The organism is Cyclobacterium xiamenense (assembly GCF_900109255.1).
Classification (GTDB): Bacteria; Bacteroidota; Bacteroidia; order Cytophagales; family Cyclobacteriaceae; genus Cyclobacterium; species Cyclobacterium xiamenense.
Genome location: NZ_FNZH01000007.1, coordinates 54494 through 75895 on the forward strand (window position 1 = coordinate 54494; position 21402 = coordinate 75895).

At 47.5% G+C, this 21402-nt stretch carries 15 protein-coding genes; 5 read left to right on the forward strand and 10 right to left on the reverse strand.

Features of this window, described 5'->3' with window-relative positions; all coding sequences use genetic code 11:
* Positions 1-809: 809 nt before the first annotated feature.
* Positions 810-1196 (forward strand): hypothetical protein, encoded by a 387-nt coding sequence (locus BMW71_RS18460; RefSeq protein ID WP_092177437.1) that lies wholly within the window; start codon positions 810-812, stop codon positions 1194-1196.
* Positions 1197-1370: 174 nt separating this feature from the next.
* On the forward strand, positions 1371-2459 hold the full coding sequence (locus tag BMW71_RS18465; protein WP_092177439.1) for a hypothetical protein: 1089 nt from the start codon (positions 1371-1373) through the stop codon (positions 2457-2459).
* Positions 2460-2913: 454 nt separating this feature from the next.
* Here the strand turns inward: BMW71_RS18465 and BMW71_RS18475 are convergent, their stop codons facing one another.
* From BMW71_RS18475 to BMW71_RS18490, 4 genes are all read right to left on the reverse strand, one after another.
* Positions 2914-3087, reverse strand: a complete 174-nt coding sequence (locus tag BMW71_RS18475) for a DUF2281 domain-containing protein (protein WP_218145607.1) — start codon at positions 3085-3087, stop codon at positions 2914-2916.
* A 519-nt stretch (positions 3088-3606) separates the two neighbouring features.
* Positions 3607-3930: a hypothetical protein gene (locus BMW71_RS18480; protein ID WP_092177443.1), complete on the reverse strand. Its 324-nt coding sequence runs from the start codon at positions 3928-3930 to the stop codon at positions 3607-3609.
* A 68-nt stretch (positions 3931-3998) separates the two neighbouring features.
* Positions 3999-4361 carry a HepT-like ribonuclease domain-containing protein gene (locus BMW71_RS18485; RefSeq protein WP_092177445.1) on the reverse strand — a complete coding sequence of 121 codons (363 nt, stop codon included), beginning with the start codon at positions 4359-4361 and terminating at the stop codon, positions 3999-4001.
* Positions 4351-4644: a nucleotidyltransferase family protein gene (locus BMW71_RS18490; protein WP_092177646.1), complete on the reverse strand. Its 294-nt coding sequence runs from the start codon at positions 4642-4644 to the stop codon at positions 4351-4353. The genes BMW71_RS18485 and BMW71_RS18490 overlap by 11 nt, the downstream gene beginning before the upstream one ends.
* A gap of 1215 nt (positions 4645-5859) precedes the next feature.
* Between BMW71_RS18490 and tnpA the strand changes: the two genes are divergently transcribed.
* Positions 5860-6321 carry an IS200/IS605 family transposase gene (gene tnpA, locus BMW71_RS18500; protein WP_092177447.1) on the forward strand — a complete coding sequence of 154 codons (462 nt, stop codon included), beginning with the start codon at positions 5860-5862 and terminating at the stop codon, positions 6319-6321.
* Positions 6322-7058: 737 nt separating this feature from the next.
* Here tnpA and BMW71_RS18505 read toward each other — a convergent pair.
* Together BMW71_RS18505 and BMW71_RS18510 are read right to left on the reverse strand one after the other, a co-directional pair.
* Positions 7059-8717 carry an apiosidase-like domain-containing protein gene (locus BMW71_RS18505; protein ID WP_092177449.1) on the reverse strand — a complete coding sequence of 553 codons (1659 nt, stop codon included), beginning with the start codon at positions 8715-8717 and terminating at the stop codon, positions 7059-7061.
* Positions 8718-9165: 448 nt separating this feature from the next.
* Positions 9166-10545: a serine hydrolase gene (locus tag BMW71_RS18510; protein ID WP_092177451.1), complete on the reverse strand. Its 1380-nt coding sequence runs from the start codon at positions 10543-10545 to the stop codon at positions 9166-9168.
* A 355-nt stretch (positions 10546-10900) separates the two neighbouring features.
* On the opposite strand from BMW71_RS18510, the gene BMW71_RS18515 reads away from it, so the two are divergent.
* On the forward strand, positions 10901-11824 hold the full coding sequence (locus tag BMW71_RS18515) for a hypothetical protein (RefSeq protein ID WP_143057681.1): 924 nt from the start codon (positions 10901-10903) through the stop codon (positions 11822-11824).
* Between the two features lie 52 nt (positions 11825-11876).
* Here the strand turns inward: BMW71_RS18515 and BMW71_RS18520 are convergent, their stop codons facing one another.
* From BMW71_RS18520 to BMW71_RS18535, 4 genes are all read right to left on the reverse strand, one after another.
* Positions 11877-14078 (reverse strand): DUF5916 domain-containing protein, encoded by a 2202-nt coding sequence (locus tag BMW71_RS18520; RefSeq protein WP_092177455.1) that lies wholly within the window; start codon positions 14076-14078, stop codon positions 11877-11879.
* Positions 14079-14170: 92 nt separating this feature from the next.
* Positions 14171-15403: an alkaline phosphatase family protein gene (locus BMW71_RS18525; protein ID WP_092177457.1), complete on the reverse strand. Its 1233-nt coding sequence runs from the start codon at positions 15401-15403 to the stop codon at positions 14171-14173.
* 93 nt (positions 15404-15496) lie between these two features.
* Complete coding sequence (locus BMW71_RS18530; protein WP_092177459.1) at positions 15497-17293, reverse strand: RagB/SusD family nutrient uptake outer membrane protein; 1797 nt, start codon at positions 17291-17293, stop codon at positions 15497-15499.
* A 13-nt stretch (positions 17294-17306) separates the two neighbouring features.
* Positions 17307-20543, reverse strand: coding sequence for a SusC/RagA family TonB-linked outer membrane protein (locus BMW71_RS18535; protein ID WP_092177461.1), 3237 nt, complete (start codon positions 20541-20543; stop codon positions 17307-17309).
* 195 nt (positions 20544-20738) lie between these two features.
* On the opposite strand from BMW71_RS18535, the gene BMW71_RS18540 reads away from it, so the two are divergent.
* Positions 20739-21359 carry a TetR family transcriptional regulator gene (locus tag BMW71_RS18540; protein ID WP_092177463.1) on the forward strand — a complete coding sequence of 207 codons (621 nt, stop codon included), beginning with the start codon at positions 20739-20741 and terminating at the stop codon, positions 21357-21359.
* Positions 21360-21402 lie beyond the last annotated feature (43 nt).

The following is a 21402-nucleotide window of genomic DNA, read 5'->3' on the forward strand; positions in this document are numbered from 1 at the left end:
CCCAAAAAAAAGAAGGAATCAAACGGAGACGCTTTTCCCGGAGCGAAGCGACAGGAAGAGTTCAGTACGGATTTACGGCATTCAAAAGCGTTACCCTCCCCGGCCCGATTGCATTACACAATTTCAGCAACAAATCCAGGTTTAAGCAAATCCCTCCGCCGCGGCGGAGGGCTGGGGATTTCCTTACGTAAACTTCAATAAATCCGAACTTTCAATAAATAATATACGTAAAAACATCCCCAGAACCCGCCATGTTAGCATCACTAACTACCTACTAACCACCTTTTTACAAAAGATCACCAAGTTCTAGCACGAAAAAATGAATTAATTTTTTGTTAATTTTTTATGAAACTTAAAATAAAATAAATAAAAGATATATTTGCATAGTACCGGTATTTCTATGCCAGATAACAGGTATCACCAACTATTTTAGCAGCTGATCCGGTATTCTAACAAACAAATTACATCTGAAACATACCTACTATTTTCGCTATTTATCTCCATTTACCTCGCTATCAGGCGCTTACACTTGCTTTTACAAAAAACTATTTTTACTTTCATACATACAGAAACGAAGTTTGAACCAACCAAACTGTCTACATTCCCAGACCGCTAACTTTAAAACAGATGACTTTTCCAGCCGCAGGCCATTTGTCCTTTATGATACTGACACTATGTATCGCAAAAACCCAAGCTATCGGATCGGCAACCTATTTGGATGTGCTCTATGGCGAGGGGGAATTCCAGGCCTGTCCGGTAGCCGATGGGTGGTATAGTTATTGGAAAAGCCACCTAACAGCTATACTAGTATGAAAACGATAGTCGTATTGTTAGTATCACTGGCGTTTCCCCTAACCCTGTACGGCCAAGATGTAGGTTACCTGATGAAGTTAACCGAAAACAAAAAATGTGAAGTTAGCTCATTCAGAAACCATTATACCTATGAGTTTCGTAAGTTCCCTGACTTTAAAAGTGCCGAAACCTACTATAAAAATTTTGAATCGAGCAAAAGAAAAGACCCTTCCCATCGGTTACTTGTAAGTAGTGTTCGAAAAGACCAGTATTTCGCCGTAATTCTAGTAACCCAAACCTATCCCAACAGCTGTTCATCCGGTCAGCAATTTCAACTGGTCGAATTGCATACCTCCAATGTATCCCTGGCAGATGCCAAGCAGAAAGCGGGAGAAATGGTATAAGGGACGGAACGGGGTGTTGAGTAGTAGTTATTTGGCAGATGGAGAAATTTAATAACTAATCAAAACCTAGATATAACTAAAATATTAAACTTAATTTTTAGAATTTCATTGAAACATGGGTCTATGTCTACGACAAAATACTAATTTAATAATGTTAAAAAAATAAACTCTATTATGAAAAATCTACTCTCTAAAGTACTGGTTCTAACTATACTAGTTTTATTGCTCTCTCCGAACGGTTATTCTATTGAAGAAAATACAAACAGTTCTCCACCATCGATAGAAGAAATTGAATTAGGATCTCTAATTTCATTGATACCCAGTATTATCGAAATAATTCCCGGTATTGACATGCCTGATATTTTTAAAGACGCGATTAATCATCTTCCAAATTTTGCAAGTAAGCTATTAAATAAGAATGATCAACCTAATTTGGACTCGGTTTTTCAAGAATTTGAAGATGCAAACGAAAGAATCGACGCGATTTCCATAACAATGTCTCAGATGAAGGAAAAGCTTATTAGTATAGAGAAAACAGGAAACGAAACGCTTAAAGGAATAAATGCTTTGTATAAGCGAATTGAATTGTTGGAATTGAATGTTATTGGAAGTATAAATGAGGGAAGACTAAGCGAATATAGGAACACTATTGATGCTATAGTAGAACAGGTATCTGCGAAGCAGGAAGAGTGGAGTGATATGAGAGGGAATTACTTTGAAACACTAAGATATCTATATATCTATGAAACAAATCCTCACTATATGGGTAAACTATTTGGATATACGGCCTTTTACTTAATTATGGAAGATATCAAACATTTGGACCCGAACTATAATTCCAACGTCAAAAATTTGATTTCAGGTCACTTTAATGATTTCTACCAAAGGGTTGAGAGATTATTTGAAGTAGAAGATGTTAAATTTAATCGTGTAATGGGAGATATTGGATTATATTTGGGACTAGCAGATGGCACTGGTTTACTCGATAGAAATAGATGGCAAGGTGGAGTGTTTGATGATGGATACGAAGCCTCATTTCGAGGAATAACTTATAAAAAAGACAATACTTTTACTAATCGGCAATTGATAATCAACTGGAAGCAAGATTATCCGGATAATTGGATTTATAAATATCTAGAAACTGGCGCATACGGAGCAGATAAAGGTGCAAGAGTAAGTATTCAAGAAATTTCAATCGCAAGAGATAGCTATTTTTCTCTGCTAGAGTCTTGCATGATTTATAAAAATGAATTTGGAATTTAATTGTATTATAAAAATCACAATGGTGGGATCAAAATATTAATTCTTGTGGACTAGTAAATTTATTTGATTATCTTTAATAATTCACATATCTTTCGTTAAACCTTGATTGAGTATTGGATATTCAATCAAGGTTTTAACAATATTGAATAATTGAATTAGGTCCATTTTAAACTTGTTATTTTGTTGATCACATGGTCTTAATAGTACGAATTTATATTTCTTGGCCAGCAGCTCCAAAATCGCTGTATTCGGATAACGATAACTAATTCTAAACCATGATCGATTGAATTAAGCCCATGCTTTTTCAATCGGACAAAAAAATTTTGATTAAAACTGGCATTGCTAACAAACAAATCATTTTCTTTATCTTTAACTATATCGGTAGCTGTAGCGGATAATTTATCTGATTCACCAAAAATCCACAACAAAATCTGTGTGTCTAATAGATACCTCATTACATATACTCCTCAAAGTCATCCAAGGGTGCATTAAAATCATCAGCCATTTTAATTTTACCTTTGTATTTTCCCAATTCCCGCTCCGCCTTTTGGGTTTTGCTTTTAGGAATGGTTTTCTGAAGTATAGCAATAAGCCGCTGCTTTTCCGGTAATGACAATTGATTCGCCAATTTAACCAATTCTTCAAATCGAACAGAAAGCTTTAGTTCCGTCTTTTAATGTTATTTATCCGTATTCTAAAGTTACGAAAGACAACTCAATTTTTTTATGGCTTCGTTGAGAAATTAACAAAGCCGATGCCAATTAATTCAGCAGTAAATTGCCAATCTCCTTGAGATGGTATTCGGTAAACAGTCCTACAAGGTGCTTTCAATAATCAAATGACGGCGACTCAATATCCTGCCCCTCTGACAATGAATAGAATATTACGCCTTTAAGAAAATCGAGCAACTGATTCACAACTTCTTTGGCTCCTCCTGTTTAAACATCGATGTTTTTGATGGACAGGGTAAACGGTACACTCCCCGGGAATGGTTTATTGCCCCTTACCAGGTAATCGAAGAGGCGATTGCGCTAATTATTAATGGCGAAGTGGTGAAGTATCGTTACGATACGGAGGAGGAGAGGATTGTTTTGAGATAAGGTCTAACCTGATAATTCAATGGCCGCTTGTTTTGATTAGTAGTATTTCACCCCTCCTCCACAACCACCACCGAATCGGTATACTGCCAGGGGCTGATCAGCCCCATCCAGCCGGACCAGTTCCTGCTGCCCTGCTCCCGGTACTCGCCGGTGAAAATAGTAAATCGGGTGATTTTCATCTTTCCACTGGCCGGCTTTGGCAGGAAGGCATTGAGCCGCTCGCTGTCTTTGGGAATAAACATCCGATACGGCCCCTCCCCGTTGCTTAGCGCATAGCCAATGGTGGTCCGATTGTCGGTCCCTACCCGGCTGTTGGTGGTGATCTTGGGGTAGCTGGGTTGGAATTTGCTGCCACTGTACGCATAAATCAATCAGGACACTAGACCAATTTGTACCAACTCATAGATCATCCTCGGCTTTCCTCCGAAGCCTGAATTATTTAAAAGTCTTGGTTTTCCGAGAGATAGACAAGTATGTGCACGACAGTAGCCTTCAATTCAGGTAGGTCATCGTTGATAATTTCCCAAACCAGTTTTGAATCAATCCCAAAATACTCGTGAACATAGCTATTTCGCATGCCTTTTATCTGATCCCATTCAATCTCCCGGAATTTTATTTTGATTTCTTCAGAAATGTGAACGCTCGCTTCGCCTATGATCTCCAGTTGCTTGATACACGCAAATCGCATCATTGAATGCTTCAAGAACGTCTCATAATTCGCATTTTGTAAATAGGCTTCTATTTCAGAAATGGCATTAAGGATGTGGTTCAAACGAGCGTTGTCTCCTATCCTATTTCGCATAAATCAGTTCTTTTTCAAGATCTACGTAAGGTTTGACATACTTGGACAAGCCGTTTGACGAAACCAAATCGACCTTTGTATTCAATATCTTTTCGAGATCAATTTGCATCTGAATAAATTCCAAACCTATCTTTTTCGTGTAATCCAAGTCAACCAAAATATCTATATCGCTATGCTGATCTGCCTGGCCTCGTGCATAGGAACCAAACAGGTATGCTTTCAAAACCGGTCGGGTTTTTAAGTATGCTTTTATGCTTTCTATTTTTGATTCATCTAGCCTCATACCTACAAATATAACGTTTTCTGTAATTTTCTGCACCAACAGCAAGCATATCGAATCCACTGATCACCTGCATCGATTTACGAAAACCACAAATAATTGCTATTGTGAAGATTTAGAAAATTTTGGCACTAAATTGACTTACCATCAAAAACCTCCCTACCGATTATAGCCATGATTTCTACTGCATTATTTTCAATTCTGAAATAGATACTATCTGCTCCACAAACGCTCCGTCTATAGCCTTCCCTGATAAAATCCACGCTCGGAAATAGATAGGGTTGGTCAGCAATTAGATCAAATTGGTCAAAAAATACCATAAACTATTTTTCGGCCTGGGTTTCACCAAATCGTAAAACCCCATAGTAATGAATACGAATCAAATCCGCCTTGGCGTCCTCAGTAAGTCTGTAATGGCCCATTATTGCTTGCCCAATTCTTTCTTTGATTGTGCTAGCTCAAATTCCGAAAAACGTGCTCTATTGAGCAGATAAGGCCATTGTAGTTGCTACAAAAACAGTTTTACCCCAATTATTCAAAGTGAGGTGAAAAATCAATAAGGATTGCCCGTTCACAGTCCAATTAGGCTAAATTCGTAACAACTGCATTGCTGTTTTGTGGAAAATGAGGTAAAATAGTTGGTACAGTTAAATCCAAGTGGACGTTAGCCAAACTATTCAAGTGGAGCGATGATAGCGCAATAAACAGAGCGCTTTATCGCTCAAAAATTCTCAAAAAGGATCAAAGAATACTGAACCACCTGAGCTATTTCACCGAAATACTCGAAATACCTCAAGGCGTAGCCTTCATGTCTTAGTACACGAAAACGGAATTACAAAGCATTTGAGAAACTTAAATTTATCATAGATGGTGACTAGATGCTTTGAATCCCAGGGGCGGTAGCCCTGGCATCTTAGTAGATCAGAATTGGGAAACAGAGGGGCGAAGCCCTGAATTCTTTTTCCTGCGGGATCCGAACCAAAAACCAAAAGAGCTTTTGTCCCAAACCGTTGTAGATCGTAATTAGTATCACGAACCATTGGGGCGTAGCCCTGATATCTTAGTAGAAAAGAATTTAAGTCGGGAATCAGAGGGGCGTAGCCCTGAAATCTTTTTGCCGTGGAAATGTAAAACAAGTGGCAAAAGCTTTGGTACTTAATCTTTGTAGAACTAAATTAGTTTTAGGGACCCAAAGGGGTTCAGCCCTGACATCGTGCCATGGCAAATACATATACACAACTATACGTCCAATTCGTTTTCTCTGTCCAGGGCAGGGGAAACTTTATCAGGGAGTCTTATCGTGACGAATTGGAAAAGGTGATGTGTGGCATCGTTTCCAACCATAAATGTAAAACGTATGCTATCTATTGTAATCCAGATCATACACATCTTTTTGCGAGCATACACCCTACTATTTCCCCTTCCAAACTAATGGAACAGGTCAAATCAGGTTCAACGACATGGCTGAACCAAAAAAAGCTTGTTCCTGGTAAATTTGCATGGCAGGACGGATTTGGGGCGTTCACCTATTCCAGGTCCCAAATTGACAGGGTCGTAAAATATGTCTTGAACCAACCCGAACACCATAAGAAGCAATCGTTTAGGGATGAGTATTTGATGTTGCTTGACAAATTCAGTGTTGAATATGATCCCAAATATCTTTTTGAATGGTACGACTGACTGAGATGTCAGGGATACGACCCTGGATTTCGACTGGATATAGATTCATTCCAACCAGAAAATGACAACCGTTCTAAGATAAACGTGTGTTGCGGCCTGAACAATTCTGTGTGGGCTTTGACTCCAAATTGTTATCGTGACAGCAGGACGTGAAAGATTTCAGGGCTAACGCCCCTCATTTTCGCCGACCCAGCTTTCTTCTACTAAGATTACAGGGCTACGCCCCTGGGTTTAGTTACAAAATTTATTGGTGGGACTTTTTACTCAAGTTCCGCAAAATGTGCGCTATTGAGCAGATAGGGCCATTATAGTTGCGACGAAAACAGTTTTTCACCCCATTTTATTTAAAGTGAGATGAAAAATATAAAAAGGGTTGCCCGTTCAAATTCCAATAAAGCCCGATTCATAGCAACTACATCGCTGTTTTGAGGAATATGAGCTAGGATTTCTTCGGGACTCGTGTTTGTCGGATTAAATTATTGACGAGCTCACTTTTGCTGGAATACTCTTCCCTATCGACCTGGGCTTTGAGCCAATCGTCGTTTGGTTTAGTTAAAGAAATACGCTGTCTTGCCGTGGTTTTATTCTTTACTAGAATTGTTGGTGCAACAATTACATCATTTCAGCACCAAAAACAATTCTATCCTAATTTTGGCGTCTACTATAATTTCTAAAAAGAATCCGGCCAAATTTTTTCAACTTAAAACGTAATGCCATTTGTTTTGATTAGTAGCATTTCACCCCTCCTCCACAATCACCACCGAATCGGTATACTGCCAGGGACTGATCAGTTCCATCCAGCCGGACCAGTTCCGAATGCCCTGCTCCCGGTACTCGCCGGTGAAAATATTGAACCAGGTGATTTTCATTTTTCCACTTCCTGGCTTGGGAAGCACTGCATTGACCCGCTCGCTGTCTTTGGGAATAAACATCAGGTACAAGCCCTCCCCGTTGCTTAGTGCATAGCCATTGGTGGCCAGATTGTCCGTTCCTACACGGCCGTTGGTGGTAATTTTGGGATAGCTGGGTTGCAGCTCGTTGAAGTTGTATCGGGTAAACAGGCCGGCGAGGTGCTTGTAGTAGTCAAACCGCGGCGGCTTAAAATCCTGTCCCTCCGCAAAAGGATCGTGGACCACGATGTTCCAGGAGCTGTTCTGCCAATAATAGGAACCGTACACCCCGGCAAATACGCATTCGTAGGTCCGCACCAGGCAGGTTTCCGGGCTGGTGTAATTCCCAACAAAGGTACGATAGGGGCCGGTTTCGTAGCCCCCATGTTCGATGTTGACCACCGGCTTACCGGCATGAACCGCCCTTCCCTGCAGCATCAGGGAATGTAGATTGGTGCGCCAACTCTGAATGGAAATAAAATCCACCAGCTCCCCGTACCGGGAATTGAATTCGTAATCGTGTACCGTGATCAATCGGTTGTATCGGTCCTTTTCCCGAATCCGGCGAATCCGTTCCTGAATGTAGGGCGGATCGGCGCGCGCGTAATCCAGCGCTTCCTTGGAAACATCCCAGATTACGTTGGAAAATGCCTGGTAGCGGTGAATGATGTAGTCAAAGTACAGGTTGTCCCCATGGGAGTACATTTCCGGCCAGTTGACCAATTTGTTCCAGACATAGATCATCAGATGGGCATCCAGCCCTTTGCCTTGCATGCTGGCCAGCACCCGGTCCCAATGCTGAAAAAGGTCCAGGTTCAGGCGGCTAAAATCGGGGTTATCGTTGCTACCTTCCCAGGCGGTATAGGGTGGTTTGCCGTAGAAGTATTTTTCCGGCACGTCGTCGGCCACTCGCCAACCCACATCGTAGGCGTAGATATTTGCTACCACGTGATTGAATCCGTTTCTTTTTACCTGATCCAGGAGTTGCTCGGTCTTGGGCAGGCCGGATTCGTTGCCGTAGTCCAGGGCAAACAACCAATCCAGTTCAAAGGCCAGCATAAAATGGGGATCGCCGTTCGCATGGGCAAAGGCCTGGGGATTTTCCGGATCGATGCCCACTGCTCCTTTTTGCCGGGGACCGGAGTTGGGCAACACCTGCAGTTCGCCAGTCAGTCCGCTGAGTTTGGGCTCGGAGGAGTACGTGACAAAGCGCCAGGTGCCTGGCTCGGCAGCCGAAAAGCGGCTGATCCATTCGTTTCCGCCATTGTAAAAACCGGTAAGGTCCAGGAGCTGCCCATCGGGTCCGGTATAAATGGCCCCGAATGTCGCGTCAAACGGATTATCATCGGGATCAGTTTTGGAAGAAAAGACGATGTCGTTTACCTGTCCTTGGTCGATTTGCAGCAGGGCTCCCTTTTTGAATGGAGAGGTTTGGATTTGTGCGATAGAAAAGGAAGGAAGGGTAAGAATTCCTACAAAAACGATCGCGATGGCTTTTTTCCACATGATTCAATCGGCTAATTTTATGTATACGGTATACTTTCTTAAATATAAGCCATTTCCGACTTGGGGCCGAACAATGCCTGGGTTTTTATTCGCGTACCGGGCGGCAACTTGATCGGGTCGGTGGAGTTAGGAAAGGAATGGTGGTTTGTGTACGTTTGAATGGTCGGTATCTTACTTTAAAAGCCTTGCCTTCCCCAGCCCGATTACATTACCAAATTCCAGCAACAAATCGGCAATTCCGCAACTCCACCTTGCAAAGGGGGCTGGGGGATTTCAGGACGGAAATGGGAATTTGTGGTAGGACTTATAATGAATAAAATTTAAACCTAAACTTTTTTTAAGGACAGGTTAGTTTTCAAAGAAAATCCCTCCCGACACTGGTTGGCTCAGGCGCTACACCCTCCGACGCAGCGGAGGGAATTGTGGCCGATCCAATTTCAAATCCGCCCTATTCCACTTTCTTCCCCGGGGTTTCGCGGCCTCCTTGAAAGAGCGTAAGGCTTTCTACCACACCGTTTTTCCGTTCAAAGGATACCTTGGCCTCCACCACCGTCAGGTAAAACAGGGAATCGCTTTCGGCATAGAGTTCCAGCCGGGGCTGAGCTGTGGCCTGCAAATACAACTGCGTCCCCTCCCTGCTAATCGTAATGGAAAAATCCGGGGCCAGCTCGTACACACCCACGTATTCATCCAGCGTAGATTCAGCCACCTCTACGGCCTGATTGCCGGATTTGAGTTCTGCCAATTCCGAACCCGGATCGAGCAGGTGAAAGCCAATATCATCCGACCCGGTAGAGGAATTGGTAAGCAGGACCACCCCAACTCCGGTTTCTTTTACAAATCCCACAAAGGTACGGTATCCCCCGGTACCCCCGTTGTGCCAGATAACGTCTCCTTCCTTCCCTTCCTTGATATGCCAACCCAGACCTACGTTCATCTCCCCGGCCTTGCGGTGCCGCACTTTGTGGGAAAGTTCCATCGCTGCCGACAGCTCGCTGTCGATGTACCCCAAATTGGCCGCTATAAACCTCGCCATATCGGCAGCGGAACTTCGAATGGCACCGGCACCGGCCAGGGTGGGAATGTCCCAGTTTTCGACCACTACTCCCGCACTGTGTCCAAGCGCCAGGTGCTGCTGCATGCGGTCGGTGAGCCGGATTCGGGTATCCTCCATGCCCAATGGATCGGCAATGACCCGTACCATCAAGTCCTCGTAGCTCATGTCTTTGTTTTGCGCTAGGATGTGCCCCAGCAGGCCTTGGGCAAAATTGGAATACTCGTAGGCAGCACCCACTTCCCGTGTGGGCTCGTAACCCGAAATAAACGCATACATCTGATCCTCCGTATAGTCGGCAAAGGGATTGTTGGGATTGGCCGGGGTGAAATTATCCGGCATGCGTGGAAAACCGGAGGTATGATCGGCCAGGTGCCCAATGGTAATTTCAGCCTGCCCCTTCTTAGCGGCTGTTACCCCCTCCGGTAAAAAGCGATTGACCTCGTCTTCCAACTTGACGTCTCCATCCAGCACCTGCTGGGCGAGCAAGATTCCGGTAAACACCTTGGATATGGACCCGATTTCAAAAATGGTATAGTCATCCACCGGGCTGCCGTCCGCAGTGGTCTTCCCGAAATGGTGAAAGGTGGTGCCGGCAGAATCGATCAGGGCAATGGCCATGCCCGGGGTGATCCCGTCTGCGACGCGTTTTTCAATCGTTTCCAGTACTGCCGGGGGAAGTGAGTCCAGGCGTTTCTTACCGGTATTCGGTTGGCAGTGCATGGTAAGTAGGGATACCAACAGTAGCAATCCAGTGATTCCAATGCGTTTCATAGGCGTTTTGGTTAAGCGTACGGGTGACTGACTACCCTCTTGCTTTTACTTCCTAAATTAATCAATCCGGACAAGTAATCAAGCCCAACTGTCCCGATAGAGGGAATAACCGGGGTTCTATTTCTTGTCCAACGGGACCGAAAGGCCCGTTTGCGCCCCTCGCTGCCGCAAAACGATCCAAATGGTAGCGTCCGGAGCCGAGCGAAATACCTGCTCCGGCCGAAGCGCCGAGGATGTCTGCTGTCCGAAAATCAGGATGCCGTTCTCCTCTTTTTTCTAGTCCGGTTAGCGCCAGTCAGCAAAATTTGGTAGATTTCGTACAGCGAACGAAAACCAAAAACCCAACGTATACCGCATGCAATCCGCACGAATCGCCCTACTCCTTCCCCTTCTGGCCTTGCTTTCCTTTCCTGTTTTTTCAGGGATCGAACGGGTTTCGTTCCGGGGATGGTCAAATTGCTACCGCATGTACAACGAAACGGTAGACCTGATCATCCACGCAGAAACGGGTGGACGGGTATTGGCCTACCGCATCGGCGGTAAAAACATCCTCTATGCGGATTCCCTGCAGGATGGAAAGCGTTTCGAAGAATGGCAAGCGGAGCGCTTTGACCCGGACGGGGGAAGACTGGACTATGGACCCGAAGCCCTCACCCAAAAGCTCCATGCTGCCACCTGGATGGGTCCCTGGCAGGCCCGAATCGAGGGACCTTATCGGTTGGTGCTAAGCAGTATGCGGGACGAGGAACTGGGATTGCGCAGCGAGCGGATACTCACACTTTCACCCCAGGGCGGTCAACTGAAGATCTTCCAGCGGGCGGAGAACATCAGCCAGGATACGTTGGTCCGCCACTTTTGGAGCCGCACCCTGGTGCAGCCGGGGGGAATTCTTACGCTGCCGGTAGATCCGGAAAACAGCCGATTTGCCGCTGGCTACGGTCGGTTTGAGTGGGGACCGAACCGCATCAACCCCGAACCCGGACCGGACGAGCGGATATGGGTTCGCGGAAAGGTACTGCACTTCCACGCCGTGGGATCCACCATCAAGGCAGGCAGCGATGCACTCGTGGGATGGATGGGCTACCAATGGGAAAACCTACTTTTTATCAAGCACTACCCAGTGTTCCCGGAAGCATCCTATGCGGGCAGTGAACACATGATGGGTATTTTTTATAGCAATGGACGCTTTGCCGAAATGGAGCCCTGCAGTCCCAGCTACCGCATGGCTCCGGGAGACCGCATCGAGTTTACGGAGTATTGGGAATTGATCGCCTTGTAGGCACTCCGTTCGAATGTACACCAGTCAAAACCTTGGCTCTCATCCAGTTCAGTTACAGATTCAGCCAGTAGTTTAGTTTCATCACAAAGGCGCGCTGTTTGGAAGCGAAGGTTCCTGGGAAATAATTGTCCGTGTACACCATAAATAGATCCGAGACCGGTGCGTAGCGCCACTGAATCCGGGTGTTGATGTTGATATTATCGATCTGATTGTTGTACTGCACAAACGTAGTCCAGAATAGGCTCCTGGTAAAGGTAAGGTCGATTCGAGGACCAATCAGAAAAAGATCGGCGTCGTTCTGCGGTTCGGGCAGCCGGATGCGGCTGTAACTAAGGTTCATGGTAATGTTGGCCCGGTAGCCGATGCGCCATTCGGCCATGCCTGTAAAATTAGCCATGGTTCCGCTGTAGTACTGCCCGATCTGTCCGGTACCCCGCAGTGCCAGTGCCTTTCTGGGATCGGTGCGAAAATCGATTCCGAGGTAGCTGTACCGGTATGCCGTCCCTTCCGCCAGCGGTTCCCCGCCGGTTCGGGTGGGATCAAAGGGAAAAAAGAGGTAGGTGTATTGGTTGTTGGCACTTAGCGTCACCTCGGCAAAGGAATGAAACTGCACCAAGTAATTCAAGGCATGCAGTTCGTCCGTTACACCCAGCGCAGGATTCCAGAGGGTTTCTGAGACAATGCTTGGTCCGTGCCGGTTGACCTGCTCCGAATCGGGAAAAAAGGTATAGCCGATCTCGGGGGCGATGCGTTGGTATCCCGTACGGGGTGTATAGCCTACCAGGGGATTGTAATTTTCTCCCACGTAGGAATACGCCAGTCCGGCATTGAAGTTCACGTCGCTAAACGCCAGTTGGGCATGGCCGGTACCCGTGTCTTCGTCCACGCCTTCTTCGAAGGTACGGTGGTAAAAAAACTTCCCGCTCCAGCGGTTGTCTTTGGAAAACAGGTTGTAATCAATCCCAGCCAGGCGGTTATGATCCCCATTCACCAGGTTGGTTTTTTCCATGTCCAGGGTCTCCCGGTTGATCAGCATGACGCCCACATTGGAGCGGTTAAACACTTTGCGCTGCAGCGCTGCAACGGAAAAGTTCTTTCCCGTAATGCCTCGCAGGGGATCGCTTCCGGTTTGCATGTTCATGGCCCCTACCCGCCAGTCATCGGTAAGCTTGCCGCTGAGCCGGGCACCGTAGAGAATCTGGTTCTGCACGTTTTGCCCGGTGGATTCGTCTCGATCTACTCCAATCCGGCGGGAGAAAAAAGGCCGGATGCGGTCCGTTCCAAAATCGGCAAAAAGATCCGCGTTTTCCAGAAAAAACTGTCGCCGCTCTGGGAAAAATATTTCGAAGCGGTCCAGGTTGGTTACTTGCTCGTCCACTTCCACTTGTGAAAAATCCGGGTTTACCGTCAAATCCAGATTCAATGCCGGCCCCAGGCCAATTTTGGCATCCCCGCCAAAAGAGGGCTTCAATGGTTCGCGAATGCCCTCGAGGGAATTGTTGGAGGTCACCATGGCAGCATAGGGAATCAGGGAATAGTTTCCCCCTGATTTGGGAAGCGGCTTTGGAAAATACAAATTCCGGGAAAAAGCCATGTGGGTCACGTTGAAGTTCCGGGGTATGGGTGTCCAGGTGGTTTTTTCAGAATACTTACTATCGATGCGGTATACGTTTACGTTCCAATTGTCCGTGGCATCCTTGTAGCGCAGCGTGGAGAAGGGAATGGCGATTTCTGCCACCCAGCGATCCTCCAAAATTACGGCCTCGGAATACCACTTGTTGTCCCAGGCCAGGTTAAAATCGGTCCGTTGCAGGCCTCCATTACCCACCATGGCCTCCCGTTGTACGCCATAGGGGTTAACGCCAAAGATATAGCCATTCGTCTTGTCATTGAAGGTGTCGATCACGAAGCTGACGCCATCGTTTTGATTGCCCCGGTAGTCACGCCGCAAGGAGGTACTGACGTAGGAATCCCTGGGCTCCGGGCTGAGCATCACCGCGGCGATGTAGAGAAATTTATCGTCGTAAGCGATTTTCACCTGGGTTTTCCCGATCGCAGGTAAGGTATCTGTCGGAAAGGTCTGAATAAAATCGGCAATCCATCCTCCTTCCTGCCATACTTTCTCGGTTAATTGTCCGTCTACGGTAATTGGCTCATCTACCAAGACGGCATGCATGTCCGGTACGGCTTCCTGCCCGAAAACAATAAAATTAGTCGAAAAAAGAAATACGTAAGTTAATACAAGTCTATTCATCAAATCTTGCGTTCAAAGTCCAAGTTAGGACTTCAAACGCCAAAGATATGATTAGATTTACACAAGTGGTAGCCAACTGGTACAGGAATTGGTCAATCGGTTTGTTTTACCCAAACATTGATGAATCCGGAGGGAATTTCCAGCACAACCTTCAGGTTATTGGGAACTACTTGCAGATCAAAATTGGCGGATTCTTCCTCCAAACGAACCTCTCCCAATAGCCGGTACAGATCGGAATTGCCGTAGCGGAACTGGTTGGTGGGCGTGACCCAAACACGCCCTGTTTTACCGTTGCCGTAACTTTCCCATTTGAGGGAAAGGTCTTTACCCGAAAGGCTGCCCGACAGGTGCGAGGCATGGGCTTCGCCCAGAAGGGACACCCCATCAACTTCCATTGCCTGGTTTTTTGGAATGGAAAGGTGCATGTGGTGCGCCATTGTTGGAAACAGATCCACGATTCCGGGGGTCTGGGAGGCGATTTCATTCAACGCTTTGTTAGAAACGATCCAGGTGGCCCGCTCTTCGTCGGTTTGGCCGCCGTGGTGGAAGCCGCCTTCTCCCCTGCCATGGTCCGTGGTAATGAGGAGCAGCCAGTCTTCGCCATAATTTTTTTCGCGTTCCCGAATGGCCGACCAAATCAACCCGACTTGCCGGTCGGCTTCCTGAATGGCGCTATCCATTTGGGGGCTGGCGCCGTATCGGTGCCCCATATCATCGGTGTGCTGCAGGTATACCCAGGTCAGGTCAGGCCCTTTTTCCCGGATATCCTTTGCCGCATAGGCAGCCACTTGTTGGTCTATTTCCCGGATGTAATCGCTTTGCTCGTCATGGGGGATCCCCAGGGTATCCACTTCCAACCCATCAAAATGGTAATCCAGCTGCAGCCTGCCCGTGGCCTCCAGATTTTCTCCAACGAGTTTGGTCCGGTTGTCCAGCCAGGTAGAGTATACGGCAGTGGTCTTATGGGGGTAGTCCTCCTTGAAATGCCGGAAAATCGTCCAATAATGGTAATTGGGTCGGCGAATGCTGTTTCCCCTGACATTGTGTTTGTTGACCCACACGCCGGTTAACAGGCTGTTGTACCCCACAGCGGAGACGGTGGGGGTCTCGGAATATCCGCCCCGCATTCCCCCAACATGGGCCGGATAGTAGCCCCCTTCGGCCATCACCTGGTCCAAATGGGGCGTAGGGTTTTTAAGCAGCAATTCGCGCTGGATTCCATCCAAAATAATAAACAGGGTCTTCTTTTCCTGCGCCCGGCCTGAAAAAGCCAGCAAGAAACCAGTTAAAAAAAAGAGGGAAAAGGCATTCAATTTATTCTTCATAGGTGCTTGGTGTTTTACGGTCGAGATACTAAAAATAAACCAAGCTACCGGAAGACAGCCGGTAGCTTGGTCTAAAATTACGTTACATGCCGATTATTCCCATCCAAATAGCTGTTCCAGATTCGGATTCAGGGTAACTTGTTGTAGGGGAATGGGACGGTAGTAGTACTTTGGCTCGACAAAGGTTCGCTCCGTGGTCTCGGTTACCAGCGTACCTCCCTGCGATCCGTTTTCCAGGTACACGGTTACGTTATCGTCTACCGTTCCTGCGCGGTAGTAAATTAGCATCCTGCCCAGAGAATTGGTTTCCTTTTCCGGATCACCAGGAATATCCGCATCCTTATCGATCAGGATAATATCCTCCACGCCGTCTCCGGTCATGTCGTATTTTCCGAGTCCGGGAAAGTACATGCCTTTGGGAATTCGCTCCAGTAGCTTTCCAGCCGACCAGCGCATCAGGTCGTCGTGGCGGTAGCCCTCCAGGGCAAATTCCACCCGTCGTTCCCGGCGAATCTCCAGCATCACGCCAGCCATGGGTCCGGATACCTGTGGGTATTTTTCGGCAAGGAAAGGATCCGGCTGGGCATTGGCTTCCGTTAGCTGCAAATCGGGCATTCCTGCCCGTTGGCGCAGCAGGTTTACCGACATGTCCAGGTCGGCCTGTGTCAGGCTGCCCAATTCGGCTGCGGCTTCCGCATAGGTCAGCAAGACTTCGGCATAGCGGTAAACGGGGAAATCCAAACTTCCCAGCGCCACGTTTTCCGTGGTGTTATTGTACCCTTTTTGCTGGAAGTATCCGGTAAAATTCCGGTTCAAAATGGGGATAAATTCCGCAGGCTCTGGCTGCCTTACCCAACCCGGATAGACCAGGGTCTGCGATAAGCGCGGATCTCTGTTTTGAAACTCGCTGACATAAGGCAGCGTTTCGTAGCCCGGCTGATCGGTAAATCGGGACCCGTCGCGCATCAGGTAGGTTTGCACCAGATCGCGGGAAGGCGACTGTTCGTAGGTTCCGAATACGGTATAATTGATGTTACTGCTTCGGTCTTTGTTTAAGTCGTACGGGTTGTAAAGAATCACCTCACTATTGCCGCCGAGTTCCTGACTGGTAAAGAGTGCCTGGTAATCGCTTTCGGGATTTCCGGTTTGGTGCAGGGAGAAATTCCCGGAATCCATGATTTCCCGGGCCAGGTCTCTTGCCCGGGTTAGGAAGGCCTCAGCGGATCCCTGCAAGCCAAGTTCGTCGTGGTATTTGCGAAAGGTACCTTCGTACAAGGCCATCCGGGCAAAGAAGGTTTTTACCGCCCAGTTGCCGGGCGTACCGCTGGGTACGTCCTCCCGCACGTGCTGTGCTGCAAACTCCAAGTCTTCCACGATTCCGTTTACCACGGTCTCTCTTGAATCCCTTCCCTTAAACAACTCCTCATCGGCCGGGTTGAGAAGTCGGTCGTACCAGGGCACATCGGAGTAACGTTTGACCATTCCGAAATAAAACACCGCTCGGTAATACCTGGCCAGTCCTTCGTAATGCTGGATGGCTTCCGGGCTGGCATCGGCATTGGGACTGTTTTCCAGAAAATAATTGATGTTCCGAAGCCGTGCCCAATTCCATCCACCTGTGATGTTCTGGGAACTGGGAGAGCCGGTCATCATGCTCTTGATTTCGATGGCCCCGGTCGTTGCCATGTTGTCGCTGCTTTGGTCGGCCTGGTATTCAAACATGCCGGGAAGGGACAAGAGGCCATTTACATACAAACGAAGATCTTCTTCGGTCTTGAAAAACTCTTCGGGAGAGATAGACGTCTGCGGATACCGATCCATGAACTCGTCGTCGCAGGATGCAAACCAAATGACATTCAGAACCAATAAATAAATGCTATATCTTTTCATCGTGTGTCGGATTTTAAAGGTCAATATTTACGCCAAAAGAATACCTTCGCTGAAAGGGATAGGACCAGCCGTACCCGTTATTGACCGCCTCTGGGTCTACAAAGGATTTGATGGCGGAAAATTCGAATAGGTTCTCTCCGGTAACGAAGATTCGAATTCGGCTGGCATTGATCCTGCCTGCCAGTTCCTGTGGCAGGGAATAGCCTAGGGTCAGGTTTTTCACCCGCAGGTAGGCGGCGTTTAGCAGGTAGCCGGTCTGCGGAATATCCAGGCCTGAGCCGTAGTTGTTGTCCGCCAGCCAGGCTTGCAGCACGGGATAGCTGGAATCGGTATTGGCGTCAGCCAGTCCTGCATCCAGATACGACTGGCTGTGCTGCGCACGGAGGGCCTCTCCATCGGCTTGTCCCCGGTAAAAATCCAGGTTCCAGGGGTAAATATTGGCATAAGGCTGCTGGTAGGGACCCCAGAAAAGGTAGTGCTGCGGGTAGTAATCTTGTCGTCCTACACCCTGCAAGAACATGGATACGTCGAAGCCGTTCCAGGACACGTTCAGGTTGGCTCCCACCTGGTAGCGGGGCCGACTGTTTCCGATGATGGTCAGGTCTTTGGAATCCGTTTCGGTAAGGCCTTGCTCGATTTTCCCATCGTTGTTCAAATCCTCGTATCTAGGCCAGCCGGGTACGATATCCAAGGCTCCCCAGGGAATGATGGCCGACTGATCCAGCTGGCTAATTTCGTCCTCCGAGCTAAACATGCCGTCGTTTACCAATCCCCATATTTCGCCGATTTCCTGCCCTACCCGGTAGTTGGACAACAAGCCTTGCTCGTTTTCAAAGCGGGTGATCCAGGAGCGGGAATCGGATACGAAGAATTTGGACGAAAACTGAATCGGTTTCTCGTAGCTACCGAATTGATTTCGGTAATTTAGCGTCAGTTCCCAACCTTTTGTCTCCAGATCGGCTGCATTTTGCTGGGGAGGTGAGGTTCCCAACACGCCGGGGAGTTCCACCGGATTGGTCAACATGTCGCGGGTATCCCGAATGAAATAATCGAAGGTTGCGAAGAATTTGTCTTCCCAAAGACCCAGATCCACGCCAAAATTGGTGGTAACGACCCGTTCCCAGGTATAGAAATTCGGATCCACTGCGAGTGCGGGGGCGCTATTGACCACCACCTGCCGGTCTCCGCCGATGAGGTAACTGGACAACCCGGTGGGGAGGGCTTGCAGGTACCCAAAATTGGATACGTTTTGGTTACCCAGGCTTCCGTACGATCCTCGTAGCTTAAACGTCGGGGCGACGGCCCCCATGGCCATGTCCTGAAAGAAACCTTCGTCGCTGATAATCCATGCACCGGAAAGGGACGGGAAAAATCCCCAGCGGTTGGACGAAGGGAAACGGGACGATCCATCGTAACGTCCGTTAAATTCCAAAATGTACTTGTTGTCGTACGTATAGTTGGCCCGGCCAAATACACTTTGCGTGGCGTAGGAACTGTATCCGGGTCGAATAAAGGAATCTCCGGTAGTCAAGCCCAGGTAAGGGAGGGAGGAGGAAATCAACACCCGTCTTTCGGACTCCACCGAAGAATAGGAATAGCTTTCCTGATTGTATCCAGCCAGAATATTGATGGAATGATCACCAAAGGTTTTGGTATAGTTACCGTAAAGATCGAAGATGGTGTTTTGCAGGTTGCCGTTTCGCTCTGCCACCAGCCCGTCTCCACCTTCCGTACGCACGTCGTCGGGACCGAATCCGATGTCAAATTTTCGTCGGTCCCAACCGTAGATCCACTGCTCTCTTTTAAAACTACCATTACCCGTTACCGTAAGGTCTCCATTCAAGAAAGTCCCGGTGGCGCGAAGGATGTTGTGAAACCCAAACATGTCCTCCTGGTTTCGTCCACCGTCTACCAGTCGGGCAGCCAGTCTCCCGGCATCCGTATTTGCCCAGGTGCCGTCGGGGTTTTCGGCCACTTCTATGGGTGTCAGAAAATAGATATCGGTGATATTATTGGTTGACTCTGCCCGTTTAGTTTGGTAGATGTTCAGGTTGTTATCCAGCTTCAACCAGGACTTCGGCGTGGCTGTTAGCCGGGCTCGCAGGGAATATCGATCCCAGTTATCCGGCTGCAATTTATTCATGCCGTTTTCCCGGGTATAGTCTCCCGACACGTAGTAGGTCATGGGCAGGTTTTCGTTGTTGGAACTCCCGCTGATGGCCAGGCTTTGATTGGTTGAAAAGCTGGCATTATTGAAATAATAGCCGTACCAATCGTTATTACCCATGTAGGCCCATCGATTGGGATTGTTGGGGTCGATTCGCACGTCTTCTACGCTGGGGTCTTCGGACCGTTCCCGAGCCCATTGGTAGTGAAAGTCGTTAAAGTTGATGTAATTCCAGGGCGTATTGCTGGTGGCCTGGTCCATGACCCTGGAATAAATATACGGATCGGTAACCGGTTCGGGCAACACGGTGGGTTTTCCCCAGGAAAAGTTGCTGTTGTAAGAAATGGTTTGCTTGCTACCTCCTTGTTTGGTGGTGATCAAAACCACGCCAAAGGCAGCCCTGGCGCCGTAGATGGCAGCCGATGCCGCATCTCGCAATACAGAAAAGGATTCTATATCGGCAGGATTCAAGCGAAGCAGGTCTTCGTAGGCAACGGCAATTCCATCGATGACGATCAGTGGACCGCCTCCGTTAATGGAGGTGAAACCCCGTATATTGATATCCGGCACCGTACCGGGGCGACCTCCGGAATACGTAATGTTCAAACCGGGACTGGCACCCTGCAAGCCTTGCATGACGTTGGCTACGGGGCGGTTGATGATGTCTTCACCCGAGATTTGATCCACGGCACCGGTGAGGTTGATTTTCTTTTGGGTTCCGTATCCCACCACCACCACCTGTTCCAGCAGGGTTTCTTCTGCGGATAGGGTTACGTCGAGGGTCGTGCGGTCCCCGACCGCGATGGTACGTGTTTCAAAGCCGATAAAGGAAAATACCAATTCGGACTCCGGCGAGGGGACTTCGATGCTGTAGGCACCGTCAATATCGGTAATACTTACGCTATTTCCGCCTTTCTGGTACACGGAAACTCCTGGTAAAGGCAGGTCTTCTACGCCATCTTTAACCACTCCTTTAACCACAATCTGGGCCTGGGTCGCCCCAAGCAACATCAGCGAGAGAAGCAGGGTTAAAAAACCCGTTTTCGTTGCGATGTCTTTTCGTAGGTGTAATTCTTTTCGCATATAATTTTAGGTGTTGGTGATGAATTGGTTCAGAGATATTTCAGGCAAGTTAGTCGTTGGTTATTACCTTATTGTTAAACCAGAATTACTATTTATTTATTGAATATTCATTCAATATTAAATAATTTAAAATAAATAAAAAATTCATATAAAGAATATTTTTATGACTAAATTGCCCTCTTTATTTTAAAAACTATGAAAAATTCGATTAGGAAAGAGCGGAAAAAAGAGATTATTTCGGGCCTGTACGAATTGTCCCAGTCGGAGGGATTGGAAAACGTCTCCATTGCAAAAATCGGCAAGCATTTGGGAATGCCTCCGAGTCTGGTCATGCATTATTTCCCGAACAAACGCCTGTTGATTTTGGGATTGATCGATCACATCTTGCATCAGTACCAGCTTATTTACAAGCCCATTATTAGTAAGATGGAAAACCAGCCCCGCATCAATCCGGAGCTATTGGTGGACCGGCTCTTTTCCAGGGATTGGAACCTTCTTTTCGACGACGGCGTGTTTTTTAGTTGTTATGCCTTTATCTTCCGGGATGCCTCTATAAAACGCGAATACAAAAACCTGCATGTCAAGTTACGAATGACGCTAAAAACCCTGCTAGACAAGGACGAAGTGCTGATGAACGGCGATACCGGACTATTGGCCGAACGGATTTTTGTGGTCATTGAAGGAGCGTATTATTACCTATCCATGATGGATGATCCCAAAACCTACGATGAGAAACTCAAAATCTTCAAAGACCAGGTATACGAACTCATCTATTCGGAGATCAACCGCCTCGAACAGCCTGCCCGTTCCGGGTAGACAGGGGCCGATCGAATAGCGGGTACGGTTTACCGGTAGCGCA